The sequence below is a fragment of the Natrinema caseinilyticum genome (assembly GCF_024227435.1).
GTDB lineage: Archaea > Halobacteriota > Halobacteria > Halobacteriales > Natrialbaceae > Natrinema > Natrinema caseinilyticum.
On the sequence record NZ_CP100445.1, the window covers coordinates 1,119,368 to 1,136,092 of the forward strand.

Consider the following 16,725-nt stretch of genomic DNA (forward strand, 5'->3'; position numbering starts at 1 on the left):
CTCGTCCTTCAGAGCACGAGAGAACCACGAATAGATGACAAGGCTTATTCTTCGCTTGGAGTTGGTACTTGCTAATGAGTACAGATACCGAACACGTCGAGGAGGGAACCGCGACATCCGTCCTCGAGTCGTGGCGGGACTGGTATCACCTCCCCGTACTCGGAGTCGTGGTGCTGTTTATGATCTGGGTACGCACCCAGTCGTACGACCGGTTCGTCACCGACGACGGCGCGCCCGCGCTCGCGGGCGTCGACTCGTGGTACCACTGGCGGACGATCAACTGGACGGCGGAGAATTATCCGCACACGATGCCCTACGAGGTCTGGACGGGATTCCCGACCGGCAACTACGTCGGCCAGTTCGGAACGCTGTACGACCAGCTCATCGTCACAGTGGCGATGATCGTCGGCCTCGGCGATCCATCACAGCAAACCCTGTACACGATCTCGCTGCTCTCCATTCCGGTCATGGCTGCGCTCGTCGCGGTTCCCGTCTTCTACGCGGGTCGCCGTCTCGGCGGCACGCTCGGCGGACTCGTCTCCGTCATCGTCCTCGCGCTCGCGAAGGGGCAGTTCCTCGCACGGTCAACTGTGGGCCAGCTCGACCACCACACTGGCGAAGTGTTGTTTATGGCCATCGCCGTCGTCGCGATGATGGTTGCCGTCACGGTCGGCGAACGCGAGAAGCCGATCTACGAACTGGTCTCTGATCGCGACTGGGATGCCCTCCGTACACCGGCCATCTACAGCGCACTCGCCGGGCTTGCCCTCACGCTGTATATTTGGGTTTGGCCGGCTGGGGTTTTACTAATCGGTATTTTCGGAGTTTACTTTGCGGTACAACTTTGTCTCGACTACATCCGAGGAGTCTCACCGGACCATATTGCCTTCGTTGGCTCTGTGAGCCTCGGGATCACGGCGATACTAACGACCCTGCTGATTGAGCAGCCCGGGAGTACAGGTACGACGAGTTTTGGATTCCTTCAACCGCTTTCTGCCCTCCTTGTGGCAGCAGGCTGTATATTCATGGCTTGGCTCGCTCGCGAGTGGAACAACCGGGACATAGAACGCCGCTACTACCCCGCAGCTATCGCCGGCATCATCGTCGCTGTCTTACTCGTCATGTGGCTCGCCCTCCCCGGACTCTATAATACGTTTGTCGGGAACCTCACGAGCCGCTTGCTCCCCCTGAATCCCAGCACCGGAACGCTCACTATCGTCGAGGCCCAGCCGCCGGACGACTTCTTCAACCGCGTCTTCATCGAATTCGGCAGCGCGTTCTACACGATGCTCGCCGGCCTCGCGTTCCTCGCGATCCGTCCCCTCCTGGGCCGAGACTTCCGTGCCGAACACACCCTCGTGATCGTCTGGTCGCTGTTCCTGATCAGCATGGCCGCGACGCAGGTGCGGTTCATGTACTACCTCGTGCTCGCGGTCGCGATCGTCAACGCGGCGTTCATCTCCGAAATCGTCCAGCTCTTTAGCCTCGACCTCGAGAGCGGGGTCGAAACCCTTCGGTCCGTCGAGACCTACCAGGTGATAGTGATCTTCCTCGTCGTACTACTCCTCTTCGCGCCGCTGCTCCCGCCATTGGCCCAGGCGACCGCCTGGGAGCAAGCGGAACGGACCGGCCCGCAGTCCGATGCGATGCTGTGGGAGGAGTCGAACCACTGGCTAAAAGAGAACACGCCCACGCCGGGAACCTATGGCGGTGCGGACAACGGAGGTCAGCTCGACTACTACGGGACCTACACGCCCGGTGATGGCAACTACGAGTATCCCGAGGGCGCCTACGGCGTGATGTCGTGGTGGGACTACGGCCACCTGATAACGACGCAAGGCGAGCGGATTCCCCATTCGAATCCGTTCCAGCAGAATGCCCGTTCGTCCTCCGCGTATCTGACCGCCCAGTCCGAAGAGCGCGCGGAATTGATCCTCGAGGGAATCGCCGAAGGCGAACCCGTCGTCGATCGATCGACCGAAGAACTCCGCCAGGCGGTATCGGGCAACGATTCGGACGAGCAAGAGGAGATGCGGTACGTGATGATCGACAACGCGATGGCCGCACAGAAGTTCAGTCCGATCACGCGATGGACCGGACCAAATTACAGCCACTACTACGGGAACGAGCAGTTCCAGGTCGGAGAGAACCAGACGCAACCGCTCCCGGCACCGAACGAGAACTACGACGACACGATGATCTCGTCCCTGTACCTCGAGGATGCGACCGGGATGGAACACTACCGGTTGGTCCACGAGAACGATAAGTACGCGATCGTCGGTAGTATGGCCGTGAGACAGCAGGTGCAGCCCCACTACTCGCTGCAACTTCGTGGGTCTGGCTGGGACAATCAGACGGCGGCGATTGCGAACGGACTCGCGCAGGCGCGCAATGACAACCAGGTCTACCAGGGCCTCGGAACGCCGATGTGGGACTCGCACGTCGTCTCGTCGGTGAAGACGTTCGAGCGTGTCGACGGTGCGACGATCACGGGGGGCGTCGACGGCGCGAACGAGATTGATACCGACAACGCGACGGCCGTGGTCGCGGTCGAACTCGAGACCAATACGGGCCGCAAGTTCACCTACAGACAGCAAGCGGACATAGCGGAGGATGGCACGTTCGAGGTGACGGTCCCGTACGCGACGAACGACGAACTCGGCGTCGACGACGGCTACACGGACAGCGGCGTCGAGGCGACCGGTAACTACACCGCCACCGTCCTCGAGACCGGCGGCGCGAGTCCGACCTACTACAGCGGCCAGACGGCCGTCCCCGAGACCGCAGTGGTCGAAGGTGAGTCGGTGGACGTCGCCCTCGAGCAAGTCGAGTCGCCCCCGAACAACGTGACGGACGGCAACGAAACGGACGGGAACGAGACCGGCGACGATAGCGATTCGGGCAACACGAACTCGTCGGACGACGGGACGGCAAACGAGACCGCGGCCGCGCTCGCAGCGATCGCGGCGGAACCGGCGAACTGAGTCGATAGCCGTTCTCGTTTTCTCGTACCGGTTTCGAGTCGAACGGCGGCCGCGATCGCGCTTCGACCACGAGTACAGGGAGGCTCCCGCCGGGACCGAATTGCCGGAGCCTGTTCGATTCTCAATCGGCGCACTCGGAACTGACCAGCGCGCTCGAGAGGCGTCGGCGCCACTCCTGCTGGTCGTCGATTTCGGATTCGACGCGCGCGAGTTCGGACTCGAGGTCGTCGGTCTCCGCGCGGCGTTCCCGAGCTTCGGTCTCGAGCGCGCGCTCGAGGGCGGAGAACTTGGACTCCACCGCGTCCGCGGACGGGACCGACGTTTCCAGGTCGGCGACGCGACGCGCCAGGTCGTCGCGCTCCTCGGCGGCCGCCTCGAGGTCCGCGCGGACCGACTCGAGGTCTGCCCGCAGTTCCGCGAGGAGTTGCTGAGCCGTCCCTTCCTCGTCGATGAACGCCTCGAGCGCGTCGACGTACGCGGCGAAGGTGTCCATCCGCGAGTGGACGTGATCCAGGCGGACGTCGACGCTCGTTTGCGCCTCGGACCGAGCGAGTTCGTCGACGAGGTGTTTCTTGTCCTGGAGTCGCGTCCGCGGCCCGTCGAAGTGAATGCGCATGTAGTAGAGTCCGGTATCGGAGTGTGCAGGGCCAGAGACGTCCTCGATGAGAGCTTCGATCTCACCGTCGTCCGTCGTCGGGACCGATTCAGTCGTCTCCGCCGTTACTCGCGTCGGCTCGTGATTCCCCATCTGATATTCCCCTACGAGGTCGGTAATGTTAATCGATAATAAATAACTGAGTGTCAGTTTCTTCGAGTTGAGACTTACTTCATGAAATCGAGAGCGCAATAACCAATCGGACTGCCTGATAGGGGATTTCGAACGCGAGTTGATTTTTCGCACACGTCTGTTCATGTTACCATCATTTAGTACCGTTCGCCCTCGCCGATGACACGGTATACGTTCGCGTACCGCGTGCGAGCGCACGCAGGGCTTGCGTGACGCGAGAGGGAGACCGTCACGAGTGACGGGAAGCGGTCCGCCGAAAGAGGGTCGGGATCGAAGCGACGGTATCGCCCTTCGTCTCTCCGCGTGAGACCGGTCGGCGATCGGAGCGTTCGAACGAGAGTCGGATCCGGGACGGCCGCTGGTCGGTACAGACGACACGGAACCCGGAGACGATACATCGTGAGAACGATGAATAACCTAAAGTAATTGCCCGAGGTACGTTCAGGCCGACGCGAACGAGGACTCGCAGCGAGGGAGTCCCCGGCGTTCGCCCGCGCGCACGAGAATCTCCGATGATGGGTCGGAGACGCACCGCGATGACCGGAGACGCACGGTCGGTCATCGTCGTCGGTATCGGGTAGCCGTTCGCGGTCGGCGACCGACGATTCCGCGCGCGAATCGGTCGGTCTCACGACGGAACCCGGCAACGTGGCGGGACCGTCGGTCGGCAACACCCGGTCCGACGGTCCCGGTCGGTAACGTCGAGTCGGCCGATCAGCGCCCCGGCCGGCACTCCGGTCCGCTTTCTCCTTGATTTATAATAATTCATATAGGTAAGTATTAGAAAAATTTATTACCACAGGCGACAACCATTGGAGTGTAATGTCCGCGAAAGACAGCATGCAAGACTACCTCGCAAAGCACCCACGAATGATCGGCGCCCTGTTCACCCTGTTCGTCCTGCTCAGTCAGGCCGGCACGGCAGTCGCGGGAACGTCGTCGCAGATCGGACCATAACACTCGACAGCTTTCGCACCGTCACCGAACGGCTTGGCAACGAGCGCTATTTCTCGAACTGGCGACGCACTCAGGAAAGCGTCACAGGACCGATTCCGTCGTTCCAGTGCAATTCGCCGTCGACGACGAACGGCAGTTCCGTCCACGTGAAATACTCGTCGAGCGACTCCCGGGTAACCTCCGAAGACGGTGTCCGCCCCGGGCTGAGATGACGATCGTTCACCGTGTGAAGGGTCGATTCGGTCGCGGTACCGAGTTTGAATTCTTTCGTCGAATACGACCGCAGCGCGAAGTCGATTTCGTCGTCGGTTCGCTCGAGTTCGATGATCGCGGGGGCACCGCCGTCCGTCTGGGCGATATCCGTCGACCCGTCGCCGACGATGAGATACTGATCGCTGAGCCCCGCGTTCGTGCGGGCGATCTCGAGTGCGCCCCGCAGTGGGAAGCCGCGGTTGAGCAGTCTGGCCATCGTCTGGCCGGCCGTCACGGCGTTTTCGTTGATGACGTCGGCGTACGTGCTGACGCCGCCGAAGGCGCCGCGGCGGGTGAGTGCGAGCCCCTGTTCGTAGGAGCGACACGCGTTGAGAAAGAAGACGCCGAGGTCGACCGACTCGAGGGTGCGGACGTCGAGGTCGTCGTCGGAACAGCGGATCCCGTCTTCGGTCGCGTGGCCGATGTAGTGGAAGAAGTCGTAGCCGCCGTCGGAGAGCAGGGTGGCGAGCCGGGTCGTATCGATGCCGAACTCGGAGTGGATTTCGAACGGCAACAGGTCTCGGTTGCCGTAGGTTTCGTCGAGGAGGTCGTGTTCGCCGATCATGCGGGCGTCGTTACAGACGAGCAAGATCTCGATCGACTCCTCGGGCTCCCTGTGATCGAGCTGGTTCTGATACGCCTCGAGCGTCGCCTTCGAGGCCTGTTGTGGGATGGCGTCGCCGAACCAGGCGTGTTCGACGGATTCGTCCGTCACCGACGGGACGACGAACGCCGACTCGTCTTGCAGCGACGAGGTGGACCGAACCGTCGTCGAGCGGACGGTCGACGTCGAGCGGACCAGACCCGAACTCGCGGTCGCCGGTTGCGGGGGCGTTTCCGGCGGTCGACCGCTCGTGTCGCGGACGATTCCGAGTTCGTTGACGATGAACGGAAGGAGCGTGGCGCTCTCCGGCGTCGACGGAACGTGGGCGGTCAGCGGCCATCGCGGGATGTACGGCTCGATCGTTTCGAACGGGACCTCGAGGTACCGTTCGAGGCGCCGAGGGAGCGACAGGTCGTACGTCTCCGCGAGATCGAACGGCAAGTCGTCTTCCAGTGCGGTCCGTTCGATGAGTTCGTACTGGAAGACTCCCTCCGTCCGAGTGAGACAGTCGAGCAAGAAGAATCGCTTCAGGAGGGTCGCGATCTCGTCTTCGAACGGCCGGTCGGTCGAGAGCGAGTGGTCGAACTGCGGCGTCTCGAGCAGCGGCTCGCTCCCCGGACGGATCGTCGCCCCCAGGAAGAACGCGAGCGGCGCGGCCTGGTAGAGCGACGAGAACTCCGGCGGAACGGTGAGCGCGATGTCGCCGTCGGGGAGGTCGACGGCGTCCGGAACGTCGAAGCGATCGCCGAGTTCGATCAACGGCGGATGGCCCCGCAGGGTCGGCCACGTCCGCTCTGCCGTGTCCGTTTTCAGCGCCGACGGGAGCGCGGCGACGGCCTCCATGACGGACTCGATATCGGGGGGCGTGGTTATCGTCCCCACCGGCTGGTCGTGCGGTGACCGCGCGCCGAGTTCGATCGCCGTCTCCCGATCGGTACTGATCTGGATCGACGTCAGGCCGATGTCGATCGTTCCGGCCGCGTCGATTCGACAGTAGAGTTTGATCGGGCCGCTCAGACCGACGAACTGGGGCCGATCCTCGAGCCGGGTCGTTTCGCCGGCGTCGAAGTTCGCTTCCGTTCGCCCGGTCTCGTCGTGGACGGTGACCGAATACAACTGACTGAACGAGAGGGCGTCGGTCTCGAGCCGGCAGGTTCGGTCGACCGGGAAGCAAAACTGCTCCGGATCGATGGAATCGAACGATACCGTCCCGGACGCTCCGATTTGCAGACGGCGTTGCTCGATCGAATCGTACACCTCGATCCCGGTCGGGTCGGTTGTTTCCGTGAACGCGATCGTCATATGTCACCCGCTGGTGGCGAAACCATTCGGGCGCATGCTCAAAAAGTATTGTATCAAACGGTTAGGTTCCCCCATCGCCGTCGGTGACAGCCGTCGCCGTAAGCGATCGGAACGCGATCGTCGGAAACCGGGGTTCGACCGTGCTCGGCTGGCGACCACCGGTTCCGTCCGTCGGTAGCGGTACCCGCTCGATGATGCCTTCGTCCGCGAGTTCGTACAGGAAGCGCTTGACCGTCCCGGCGGTGAGCGACGATCGATCCGCGATTTCGGCCGCGATCTCGCGAATCGGTCGGTCCGCGGCGTCGATGCCGCTGAGCGTGACCAGCACCCGCTGGCGAGTCTCGGGCAACGCGAGCGGCCGTCCGACGTGGACGCCGTCGGCGGGGACGTCGGCCCGGGCCGCCTCGAGGTGGACGGGTTCGATCCGATCCGCGCCGTCCTCGGTCGCGAGGATCGCGGCTCCGAACAGCGCCGCGAGCGCGTCGTGGGCGTTTCCGTCGGCCCACGCGGCGAGGTCCCTGACGTCGCCGTGATCGAGCGCGCCGGCCGCGAGTCCGTTCGACGCGCGGTCTGTGATCACGTCGACGAGTTCGTGGTCGCGGTAGGCCGGAACGGTGACGGTCGGCCCCTGCTGATCGGCCGGTTCGCGTTGCCCGACGGTGACGGTGGCGACGCTGTCGGCGACCGGCTCGAGCAACTCCCGGATGCGATCAGCACCGAGCGTCTCGGGTTCGTCGTGGTGGTCGATCGCGACGACCGCGCGCCGGTCCGGGCGGGCGAGCCTATCACACAGGCGCTCGCGGAGTTCCTCGGTGCCGACACCGCTTTCGGGGATTCGATCGCTCGAGATCCCGTCGAGAACGGCCCGGTAGAAGGCGAACGGGCTCTCGACCTGCCGGCCGTCGACGACGACGAACCACGTCACCGGGTCGGCGCTTCCGGCGCGCGTCGTCGTGCCGATCGCCCGGTTCGAGCCGCCGAACTGGTCGTTCAACGCGTCGAACAGCGCGGTCACGATGGCGGACGTCCCCGACCCGGGCGGGCCAACGACGGCGACTGGCGGGGGCAACTCGCCGTCGAAGACGGGTTCGAGCGCGTCCAGTAACTGCTCGAGGACGGGGCCGCGTCCGACCGGTTCCGGCCGATGGACGACCGGGCTGAGGTAGTCCCGGTCGACGATGACGCGTCCGTTCTGCCGGGCGGACCGCCGTCGAGCGATGCGCTCCCCGAGGTCCATTACTGCGTGCGACCCTCCGTTTCCGTCCCGACGAGCGCCGCGTCGAGAACCTCGAGGGTGTGCGTTATCTCGTAGCCGGTTCCGTGTTCCATCTGCATCGAGCAGGTCGGACACTCCGTGAGTCCGGTGTCGGCGTTCGCGTCGGCCATGTGCTCGAACATTTCCGCGCCGATTTTCATGGATGTGTCGTAATTCTCGGCCTTCCAGCCATACGTGCCGGAAATCCCCGAACAGGAGTCGCCGACGTCGTGGGCCTCGACGCCGTCGATGCGCGAGAGCAGTTCGATCGTCTGACCGTCGAGACCCTGATTCCTGGCGTGACAGGGCGCGTGGTAGGCAAAGGACAGATCGTCCTCGACGGTCGACCCCTCGAGTTCGGCCTCCAGGTCCTCGTGGACCCGGAGGTACTCGACGGCGTCCCAGGTGTTCGCGGCGACGTCCTCGATTCCCGCGAGGTCGAACAGTTCCGGATACTCCTGGCGGAGCGACATCGAACACGAACTACAGGAGGCGACGATGTCCGCGCCGTCCTCGAGCGCCGCGGCGAGTTCGCGGACGTTGGTCTCGGCCGAGCGCCGGGCGTCGTCTATCATCCCGTTCGCGAACATCGGGGTTCCCGAACAGTGCTGGTCGGGAACCACGATCTCGTAGCCGAAGTGTTCGTAGACCCGGACCAGCGACTTCGCCACCTCGGGCGTGTTGTAGTTCGAGTAGCAGCCGTGGAAGTAGGCGATCCGCTTCGGTTCGGTTCGGTCCGATGTGCCACCGCGGGATGCGCTCGAATCCTGGTCCCGCCGTGCTCGCGGGTCCTCCGCTCGCAGTTTCGAGGTGGCGTCGCCACCTCGCCTTTCTCGCGCCTCCTGCGCTCGTTTTCTCGAGGCGGCGGCGCCACCTCGCTTGTCCCACCACTCGCGGAACGTCTCGGTCGCGAACGAGGGGAACTCCCGCTCGCTCGTGATCCCGAGCAGTTTTTCGCCGAGCCACTGCGTCGCGGACAGGCCCATCACGAAGTTCGTCGTCCGGGGGAACATCGAGCCGAGCGGCGCGAGTCGCCGGTAGTTCGCCAGGATGCGGTTTCGAACGTACTCCCTGGAGAACGTGTCCATCCGTTCGTCGACGTACTCCCCGCGGGCGGTGTTGTGCATCTGCGAGAGCGGGACGTCGGACGGACAGGCGCTATCGCAGCGCATGCAGTTCGAGCACTTCATCACCGAGTCGTCGACGTCGTGGTCGTCCTGGCGTTTGAGCCGCCACTGCTCTGGCCCCTGGAACTTCGGTCCCGGGAACTCGTCGTCGACCTCGGCGACGGGGCAGTTGGTGTCGCAGGTCGAGCACTTGTAGCAGTTGTCCGCGCCCGGGCGGAGGTCCATCTCCTCGGCCTCCGGAAAGACCTGAATCGGTTCGAAATCGTCGCCTGTACCGCCCTCTGTCGGCCGTTCTGCGTCACTCATCGTATCACCTGGTTCAGTCGCGTTCCGTCGCTCGAGTCGCTCATCGGTCGTTCACCTCCGCGCCGGCGCCGCGACCGGCGACGGAGCCCGTCGCGAGCGAGACGCCGGCCCCGGATTTCTCGGCCGCGAAGTCGTAGCCGCCCACGATCGCACCCGCCGCGCGCAGGTTCGCAAATTCCGGGTCGCCGGTCGCGTCGAGCGGGCGGAGGTCGCGATCGACCGGCAGGCCGAACTTCGCGTACGGCTGGTCGCCGAAGGCGTCGTCGACGAACCAGTCGTAGCGGTCCGCCGGGTGCGGGACGTGGCAATCGAAGATCGGTTCGAACACCCGTTCGCGATCCGACCGGACGCCCTTGCCGACCAGTCCGCCCGTCGCGAGTACGTACTGGTCGGCGCGGTGGGGAACGTCGGTTCCGTTGCGATCGACGACGACGCGATCGATCCGTCCGGCTCCCTCGGCGTCGGGTTCGTAGTCGACCACCGGCACGCCGGTCGTCACCCGGACGCCGGCGTCGGAGAGCGCGTCGTAGAGCAGTTCCTCGAGTCGCACTCCGGGCAGGCTCGGGGGCCCCATCGGGACCTCGAAGACCTCGGCGCCGAGTCGGTCCGCGAGGTCGGCTCTCACCTCGTCCGCGCGTTCGTCGCCGAGGACCGCCGGGAAACCGACGCGAGACGCGCCCGCGACGTGCGGTTCGACCGTCGCGGCCAGCGCCTCGCGCGCGCCTGACCCGCCCGCCGCGCTCACCCGTTCGTCGCGGTCGAGCAGGTGTGCGTACCGCGTGAGCTTCGCGTCGTCGCGGGCGAGGCCGGGGAACCGGACGGTGACCCCCCGGACCGCGAAGGGGACGCCGGCGGACTCGAGGTGGGCCGCCGAAAGCGGGGCGTCGAAATCCGGCAGCGTCTCGAAGCCGACGAGAAGCGCGTCGCGGTCGTCGCTCGCGAGTCCGGCCGCGGTCGCGGTCGGGTACCTCGCGGTCGGCTTGACGGTGCCGCCGAACGTCATCACCAGCGCGTTCGACTCCGTCCCCGCTCCCGCGTAGGCGTCGCCAGCGATCGCATCGAAGAAATCGAGGGCCTCGTGGACCGCGTCCGGCCCTACCCGCTCGTACGGGTGACCCCGCGGAAGATCGGGAATCGCCGCGAACGGATCCGAGAGCGGACCCTCTCCCGACGGCGTGTATCCCAGCACGTCGATGAGGCCGCTGGCGTGTCGGAGCGTGCTCTGTTTGGCTGACACCAGTCGGACCCGACCGCCCTGGTCCGCCGCAGCGAGCGCGGCGGTGGCGCCGGCGAGTCCGCCGCCGATGACGAGGACGTCGTCTTCGATCGCCATTCAGGGAGTCCTCCCGGCGGGGTCGATCCGATTGCTCTCGGCGCGGCCGTCGTCGAAGGCGCCGAAATCGATCTCCGCCGTCGCGTTCGCCGGATCGCGATCCCGGTTCATCGTTGTCGCGTGAAGCGCGTAGGTGAGCATCGCCTGCGAGAGCTGTTCGCCCCAGAGCGCGTGGCGCTGTCCCTTCCAGCGTTCCTGAAACAGCTCGTCGAGCGCGTCGTGGACCGTCTCCTCGTCGGAGGTGGGATGAAGTTCGTTGGCCATCGGTCCACAGCAGAATCCGCCCTGGCAGTTGCCCATCGAGGCCCGCGTGCGGATGCGAACCGCGTTGAGATCCGCCCCCGTCTGTGAAACCGCGTCCTGGATCTCCGCGCGCGTGACGCCTTCGCACTCGCAGACCACCGGGTTCGGCTCGTCGGTTTCGAGGACCTCCCGCGACCGACTTCCCAGCCGTTGCGTGCTCCGGCGGGCGATCGGCGACCGCAGGCCGAAGTCGTCCATCCCCCGCTCGAGGACCGCGAGGTTCTCGCTGCCCGGCAGGGGTTCGTCGGCCGTCGTACAGGACGTGGAGACGCCGAGCGCCTCGCAGACGTGATCCGAGATCTCCTCGGCCATCGCCCGGTAGGTGGTGAACTTGCCGCCGACGATACTCGACATCCCCGAGACGCCGTCGCGGTCGGCGTGATCGAGCAGAAAGAAATCCCGCGTGATGTCGGTCGGGTCCGTGGTACCGGTTCCGGGCGGCTCGTACAGCGGGCGCACGCCCCAGAACGAGCGGATGGTTCTGGCCTCCGCGAGGATCGGGACGAGTTCCGAGAGGGTGTCGATCATCTGGTCCACTTCCCACTGCTCTTCGGGGTAGTCGTCCGGATCCGAGACCTCCTCGTCGGTCGTCCCGAGGATCGCCGTCGTCTCGTGGGGGACGACGATGTCCGCGTCCCCCTTCGGCCGGCAGCGGTTGATGACCGTGTCGACCTGTCGGACGTTCATGATCGTCATCACGCCTTTGGAGGGCCGGACCTCGATCTCGAGGTCGGCCATCGCCCCGATCCGGCCGGCCCACGCGCCGGTCGCGTTGACCACGTACTCGGCGGTGATCTCCTCGGTGGTTCCGGTCGCCTCGCTCGTCCGCGTTCCGGGGCCCGACCCGTGTCGGACCTCGACGCCGTAGATGTCGTCGCCGTCGCGCAGGAGGTCGATCACTTCGGCGCGAGTCTCGATGCGCGCGCCGTGGGATTCGGCGTCGATCGCGTTCGCGACGCAGAGCCTGAACGGATCGACCGCGCCGTCGGGGACCTCGATCGCCCGTTTCACGTCCGCGGCCAGATAGGGTTCGATCTCGCGCGCCTGCGCGCCCGAGAGGACGCGGGCTGGGATCCCGCACGCCTCGCAGCCCGCGAGTTTCTCCCGGAAGTAATCGTCCGGGTCCTCGGGGCGCTGGACGAACAGACCGCCGGTCATCTCGACGCAGTGGCCGGCGATCTCTCGGAGGATCTCGTTTTCTTCGATACACTCCGTCGCGCTGGCCTGGTCGGACACGGCGTATCGACCGCCGCTGTGGAGGAGACCGTGCATCCGACCGGTCGTCCCGTCTGTGAGGGTGCCTCGCTCGACGAGCGTCACCTCGAGGCCGCGCATCGCCAGATCGCGGGCGATGCCACAACCGGTCGAGCCGCCGCCGAGCACGAGGACCTCGGTATCGCGTGCCATTCCTTCACCGGACTCTATGGGGAGCCTCACCTTTATTTTATCGGCGGTCGCCGAACGGGCATAACAATCGTCCAGTCTGCGTTGTGTCGCGAGCCGCGCGGAGATCGAAGTCACCGACGGAACGATGACCGAATGTCCGACACAATGGATACTGCCGGATAGAGGTCCCGTTCCGGACCGCAATTCAATCATATTTATATAAAAATCCACATAGGTTCGATAACGTTTATAATGGTCGTACTTATTGTTTACCAGTAGCACGCGACCGTCAGTAAACGGTCGCGTCGCGATCATAATCGGGTGACAGTAAGTGACAGACACAACCTACGTCGGCGCAGTAGATCAGGGAACGACCGGGACCCGCTTCATCGTGTTCGATCACGGGGGACAGGTCGTCGCGAACGCATACGAAAAGCACGAACAGATCTATCCGGAACCGGGCTGGGTCGAACACGACCCGATGGAGATCTGGGAAAACACGAAAGACGTCATCACGCAGGCGCTGGCACAGGCGGGCATCAGCCCCGACCAGCTCGCCGCCATCGGCGTGACCAACCAGCGGGAAACGACGCTGCTGTGGGACGCAGACTCCGGCAAGCCGGTCCACAACGCCATCGTCTGGCAGGACCGCCGGACGACCGATCGCGTCGAGGAACTCGAGGACGACGGGCAAGTCGAGACGATCCGCGCGAAGACCGGTCTCGAGGCGGACGCGTACTTCTCGGCGACCAAAGCCGAGTGGCTCCTCGACAACGCGGATCCGATCAAGCTCGAGCGCTCGCGGCCACAGGACATCCGCGACCGCGCGGAGGACGGCGAGGTCCTGTTCGGAACGATCGACACCTGGCTGATATACAACCTCACGGGCGAGCACGTCACCGAGGTCACGAACGCCTCGCGGACGATGCTGTACAACATCCACGACCTCGAGTGGGACGACGACCTCCTCGCGGAATTCGACGTCCCCAGGGAGATGCTCCCCGAGGTGCGGCCCTCGAGCGACGACGCGACGTACGGCGCGACCGATCCCGAGGGATTCCTGGAAGCCGAGATACCGGTGGCGGGGGCGCTCGGCGATCAGCAGGCGGCGCTGTTCGGCCAGACCTGTTTCGACGCCGGGGACGCGAAGAACACCTACGGCACCGGCTCGTTCTTCCTGATGAACACCGGCAGCGAGGCCGTCGAATCGGATCACGGCCTCCTGACGACCATCGGGTTCCAGCGCGCCGGCGAAGACGTCCAGTACGCACTCGAGGGCTCGATCTTCATCACCGGCGCGGCGATCGAGTGGCTCGAGGACATGACGTTGATCGACGACCCGGCCGAGACGGCGGAACTCGCCCGGAGCGTCGACTCGACGGACGGCGTCTACGTCGTCCCCGCGTTTACGGGTCTCGGCGCTCCCCACTGGGATCAGCGCGCGCGCGGCACGATCGTCGGGATGACCCGCGGCACTCGAAAAGAGCACGTGGTCCGCGCGACGCTCGAGTCGATCGCGTACCAGACGCGCGACGTCGCGGCGGCGATGGAGGCCGATTCCGGAATCGAGATGCGGTCGCTGAAAGTCGACGGCGGGGCCGTCAAGAACAATTTCCTCTGCCAGCTCCAGTCCGACATCATCGGTTCGGACATCGTCCGACCGGTCGTCGACGAGACGACGGCGCTCGGGTCGGCCTACGCGGCCGGCCTCGCCGTCGGCTACTGGAGCGACCCGGACGAGTTGCGAAGCAACTGGCAGGTCGACGCGGAGTTCGAGCCGGAGATGGATCCGGACGCGGCCGACCGTCGATACAGCCGCTGGTCGGAAGCGGTCGACCGATCGCGTGACTGGGCGCGGGACAGCGAGGAATAATCCATGTTGCAGGTACTTCTCCAGCTCCCGGTCATCGGCATCGGTGTCGAAGAGTTCGTGCTGCTGTTGATCGCCGCCCTCGCGGGCGGCGCGTTCGGCGCGGCGATCGGCGCCCTGCCCGCGTTCATCTTCACCGGCTTCGTCGTCTTCCTCGGGGAAGGGATCGGGATTCTCCAGCGAGCAATCGGCGATACCGACGCCGTCTCGTCGGGAGCGCTCGCGACCGACATCACGGGGGCGATCGGATTCGGAATGGTTACCGGTCCCCACATCGCCTTCGCCGGCGGTGTCGCCGCGACCGCCTACGCCGGGCAAAAGTATCCCGACATGGACCCCGACGACTGGGACTACCACTTCGGGAAGAACATCGGGTACGCGTTCGGGACCAAACCCGACATCCTCGCCGTCGGTGCTCTTTTCGGCGCCCTCGGGATGCTCATCACGCAGGTCATGGGCGGACTCGGGTTCCCCACTGACAACATCGCGCTCTCCGTCGTGGCCACGGCCTTCCTCGCTCGAGTCGTGTTCGGCTACCCGATCGTCGGCAAGGTGGGCGGCTCGAACATTCTCGATATGACGCCGTTCGAGCGGGAAGAAAACCGCGTCGCGGCAGACGGCGGCACCGAAACGAGTCGGCTGGCGACCGAGCCCTGGCTCCCACACCAGTACAAGTGGTCCGGCGTCACCGCCATCGGCATCGTCGGTGGCATCCTCGGCGGCTTCATCTGGCTCGAGACGGGGAGCATCTTCCTTGGCTATGCGATTTCGGCGATGAGCCTGCTGTTTCTCAACCTCGGCGTCGAGAAGATTCCGGTCACCCACCACATCACGCTCCTGGGTGCCGTGGGCGCGATAATCGCGATGCCGGTCATCGGAAGCGAAGCGGCCGCGCTGCTCGTCGCCGGCGCCTTCGGGGCGATCAGCGGCCTTCTCGGCGAGGTGAGCCAGCGGGTGTTCTACTCGCACTCCGGCACCCACGTCGATCCGCCCGCGATGGCCATCGCGGCGTTCATGTTCGTTCTCGGCGTGCTCTATCTGGTCGGCCTCCTGCCGAATGCGGGCTATCTCGCGCTGTAACCGACCCTCCTCTACTTCGCTGGAGTATCGGCGCGGTTGCATCGTGACGGAATATATCTCGCTCGCTACCGCGAAGCGGGAGACTGACGTGAGGTCCGGCCGACTCGGCTTCCGATTGAACCGTCTCCCTGTTCACGAACAGATAGACGGTTCAGTTTTGTATATACGTTTTCGGCCTCGTTTTTCGTATACATAGTTTCAATCGGACACAACTGTCGATCGATGCCTCTTTCAAGATGTCTGTGTCCTGTTCCGATCGTTCGATTCCGTCGAACCGACCCCTTTAGGTCGCCGAGCCCTCGAGTGACGGTATGGCCGCCGACCCGCCGCTCGTTCTCGACATCGACGGCACGCTGACTCGCCCGGAAGGCTGGGGAATCGATCCCCGGGTGTTCGACCCGCTTCGCGAGTGGGACGCGCCGGTGGTGCTCGCGACCGGGAAGGCGTTTCCGTACCCCGTCGCGCTCTGTCACTTCGTCGGGATTCCCGAACTCGTCGTGGCCGAAAACGGCGGCGTCGTCTACACCGGCGACGACGTCTTCTTCACCGCCGACCGGGACGCCGCACAGGCCGTCACCGAGGAGTATCGCGCGGCCGGCTACGACCTGGGCTGGGGGGACGAAGACACCGTCAACCGCTGGCGGGAGACCGAAATCGCCGTCAATCTCGACCAGCCGGTAGAGCCGCTGCGGGACATCGCCGCGGCGCACGGTCTCGAGGTGATCGACACCGGGTACGCCTACCACGTCAAGGACACCGATCCGAACAAGGGCGACGGCGTCGCGACGATCGCCGATCACGTGGGGATCGACCTGGCGGACTGCGTCGCCGTCGGCGACTCGATCAACGACGTCTCGACGTTCGAGGCAGTCGGACGAAGTTTCGCCGTCGCCAACGCCGACGAGGCGGCGAAAGACGCGGCCGACGAGGTCGTAGCTGACGTTCACGCCGACGCGACGCTCGCCGTCCTCGAGCGCGTTCGCGCCTCGGGGTAGGGCGTCTGCACCCGCACCGGTCACCTCGGTTCCGACAGCGCCACGTCCAGTGACCGTATTCGACGACCCGCTTCGGACCGCGTCCGGTGGCCGATACATCGGACGGGCGGGAGGACTCTCGGACTGCTGGGATCACCAGTGAACTACCCCGCCCTACTCGCTCGGCTTCGCCTCGCTCCGTGAG

General features: G+C 65.1%; 11 protein-coding genes. 5 read left to right on the forward strand and 6 right to left on the reverse strand.

Annotated features, from left to right (window positions below):
* The first annotated feature begins 74 nt into the window (after positions 1–74).
* A complete protein-coding gene (locus tag NJT13_RS05385) occupies positions 75–2,984 on the forward strand; it encodes an oligosaccharyl transferase, archaeosortase A system-associated (RefSeq protein ID WP_254524505.1) in 2,910 nt (969 codons plus the stop codon).
* A gap of 121 nt (positions 2,985–3,105) precedes the next feature.
* On the opposite strand, the gene NJT13_RS05390 is transcribed toward NJT13_RS05385, so the two are convergent.
* On the reverse strand, positions 3,106–3,732 hold the full coding sequence (locus tag NJT13_RS05390) for a hypothetical protein (protein ID WP_254524506.1): 627 nt from the start codon (positions 3,730–3,732) through the stop codon (positions 3,106–3,108).
* Positions 3,733–4,593: 861 nt separating this feature from the next.
* Here NJT13_RS05390 and NJT13_RS23165 point away from each other — a divergent pair.
* Positions 4,594–4,728: a DUF7503 family protein gene (locus tag NJT13_RS23165; RefSeq protein ID WP_256549412.1), complete on the forward strand. Its 135-nt coding sequence runs from the start codon at positions 4,594–4,596 to the stop codon at positions 4,726–4,728.
* Positions 4,729–4,798: 70 nt separating this feature from the next.
* On the opposite strand, the gene NJT13_RS05395 is transcribed toward NJT13_RS23165, so the two are convergent.
* The 5 genes from NJT13_RS05395 to glpA all read right to left on the reverse strand — a co-directional run bounded on the left by NJT13_RS05395 (position 4,799) and on the right by glpA (position 12,617).
* Positions 4,799–6,886, reverse strand: a complete 2,088-nt coding sequence (locus NJT13_RS05395; protein ID WP_254524507.1) for a hypothetical protein — start codon at positions 6,884–6,886, stop codon at positions 4,799–4,801.
* Between the two features lie 61 nt (positions 6,887–6,947).
* A complete protein-coding gene (locus tag NJT13_RS05400) occupies positions 6,948–8,123 on the reverse strand; it encodes a Cdc6/Cdc18 family protein (RefSeq protein ID WP_254524508.1) in 1,176 nt (391 codons plus the stop codon).
* Positions 8,123–9,574, reverse strand: a complete 1,452-nt coding sequence (locus tag NJT13_RS05405) for an anaerobic glycerol-3-phosphate dehydrogenase subunit C (protein WP_254524509.1) — start codon at positions 9,572–9,574, stop codon at positions 8,123–8,125. Before NJT13_RS05405 ends, NJT13_RS05400 begins: the two co-directional genes overlap by 1 nt.
* 40 nt (positions 9,575–9,614) lie before the next feature.
* Complete coding sequence (gene glpB, locus NJT13_RS05410; RefSeq protein ID WP_254524510.1) at positions 9,615–10,907, reverse strand: glycerol-3-phosphate dehydrogenase subunit GlpB; 1,293 nt, start codon at positions 10,905–10,907, stop codon at positions 9,615–9,617.
* Complete coding sequence (glpA, locus tag NJT13_RS05415) at positions 10,908–12,617, reverse strand: anaerobic glycerol-3-phosphate dehydrogenase subunit GlpA (RefSeq protein WP_254524511.1); 1,710 nt, start codon at positions 12,615–12,617, stop codon at positions 10,908–10,910.
* Between the two features lie 310 nt (positions 12,618–12,927).
* Here glpA and glpK point away from each other — a divergent pair, with 310 nt between their 5' ends.
* The 3 genes from glpK to NJT13_RS05430 all read left to right on the forward strand — a co-directional run bounded on the left by glpK (position 12,928) and on the right by NJT13_RS05430 (position 16,541).
* Complete coding sequence (gene glpK, locus NJT13_RS05420; protein WP_254524512.1) at positions 12,928–14,469, forward strand: glycerol kinase GlpK; 1,542 nt, start codon at positions 12,928–12,930, stop codon at positions 14,467–14,469.
* Positions 14,470–14,472: 3 nt separating this feature from the next.
* Positions 14,473–15,546, forward strand: a complete 1,074-nt coding sequence (locus NJT13_RS05425; protein ID WP_254524513.1) for a DUF7973 family transport facilitator — start codon at positions 14,473–14,475, stop codon at positions 15,544–15,546.
* A 311-nt stretch (positions 15,547–15,857) separates the two neighbouring features.
* Positions 15,858–16,541 carry an HAD-IIB family hydrolase gene (locus NJT13_RS05430; protein WP_254524514.1) on the forward strand — a complete coding sequence of 228 codons (684 nt, stop codon included), beginning with the start codon at positions 15,858–15,860 and terminating at the stop codon, positions 16,539–16,541.
* The last annotated feature ends 184 nt before the right edge of the window (positions 16,542–16,725 follow it).

What these genes read in the sequence shown, in the direction of transcription:
- NJT13_RS05400 (WP_254524508.1), bottom strand. Translation starts at nt 8,123, where the DNA reads ATGGACCTCGGGGAGCGCATCGCTCGACGGCGGTCCGCCCGGCAGAAC.
- NJT13_RS05425 (WP_254524513.1), top strand. Translation starts at nt 14,473, where the DNA reads ATGTTGCAGGTACTTCTCCAGCTCCCGGTCATCGGCATCGGTGTCGAA.
- NJT13_RS05430 (WP_254524514.1), top strand. Translation starts at nt 15,858, where the DNA reads ATGGCCGCCGACCCGCCGCTCGTTCTCGACATCGACGGCACGCTGACT.
- NJT13_RS05385 (WP_254524505.1), top strand. Translation starts at nt 75, where the DNA reads ATGAGTACAGATACCGAACACGTCGAGGAGGGAACCGCGACATCCGTC.
- NJT13_RS05405 (WP_254524509.1), bottom strand. Translation starts at nt 9,574, where the DNA reads ATGAGTGACGCAGAACGGCCGACAGAGGGCGGTACAGGCGACGATTTC.
- NJT13_RS05395 (WP_254524507.1), bottom strand. Translation starts at nt 6,886, where the DNA reads ATGACGATCGCGTTCACGGAAACAACCGACCCGACCGGGATCGAGGTG.
- glpA (WP_254524511.1), bottom strand. Translation starts at nt 12,617, where the DNA reads ATGGCACGCGATACCGAGGTCCTCGTGCTCGGCGGCGGCTCGACCGGT.
- NJT13_RS23165 (WP_256549412.1), top strand. Translation starts at nt 4,594, where the DNA reads ATGTCCGCGAAAGACAGCATGCAAGACTACCTCGCAAAGCACCCACGA.
- NJT13_RS05390 (WP_254524506.1), bottom strand. Translation starts at nt 3,732, where the DNA reads ATGGGGAATCACGAGCCGACGCGAGTAACGGCGGAGACGACTGAATCG.
- glpB (WP_254524510.1), bottom strand. Translation starts at nt 10,907, where the DNA reads ATGGCGATCGAAGACGACGTCCTCGTCATCGGCGGCGGACTCGCCGGC.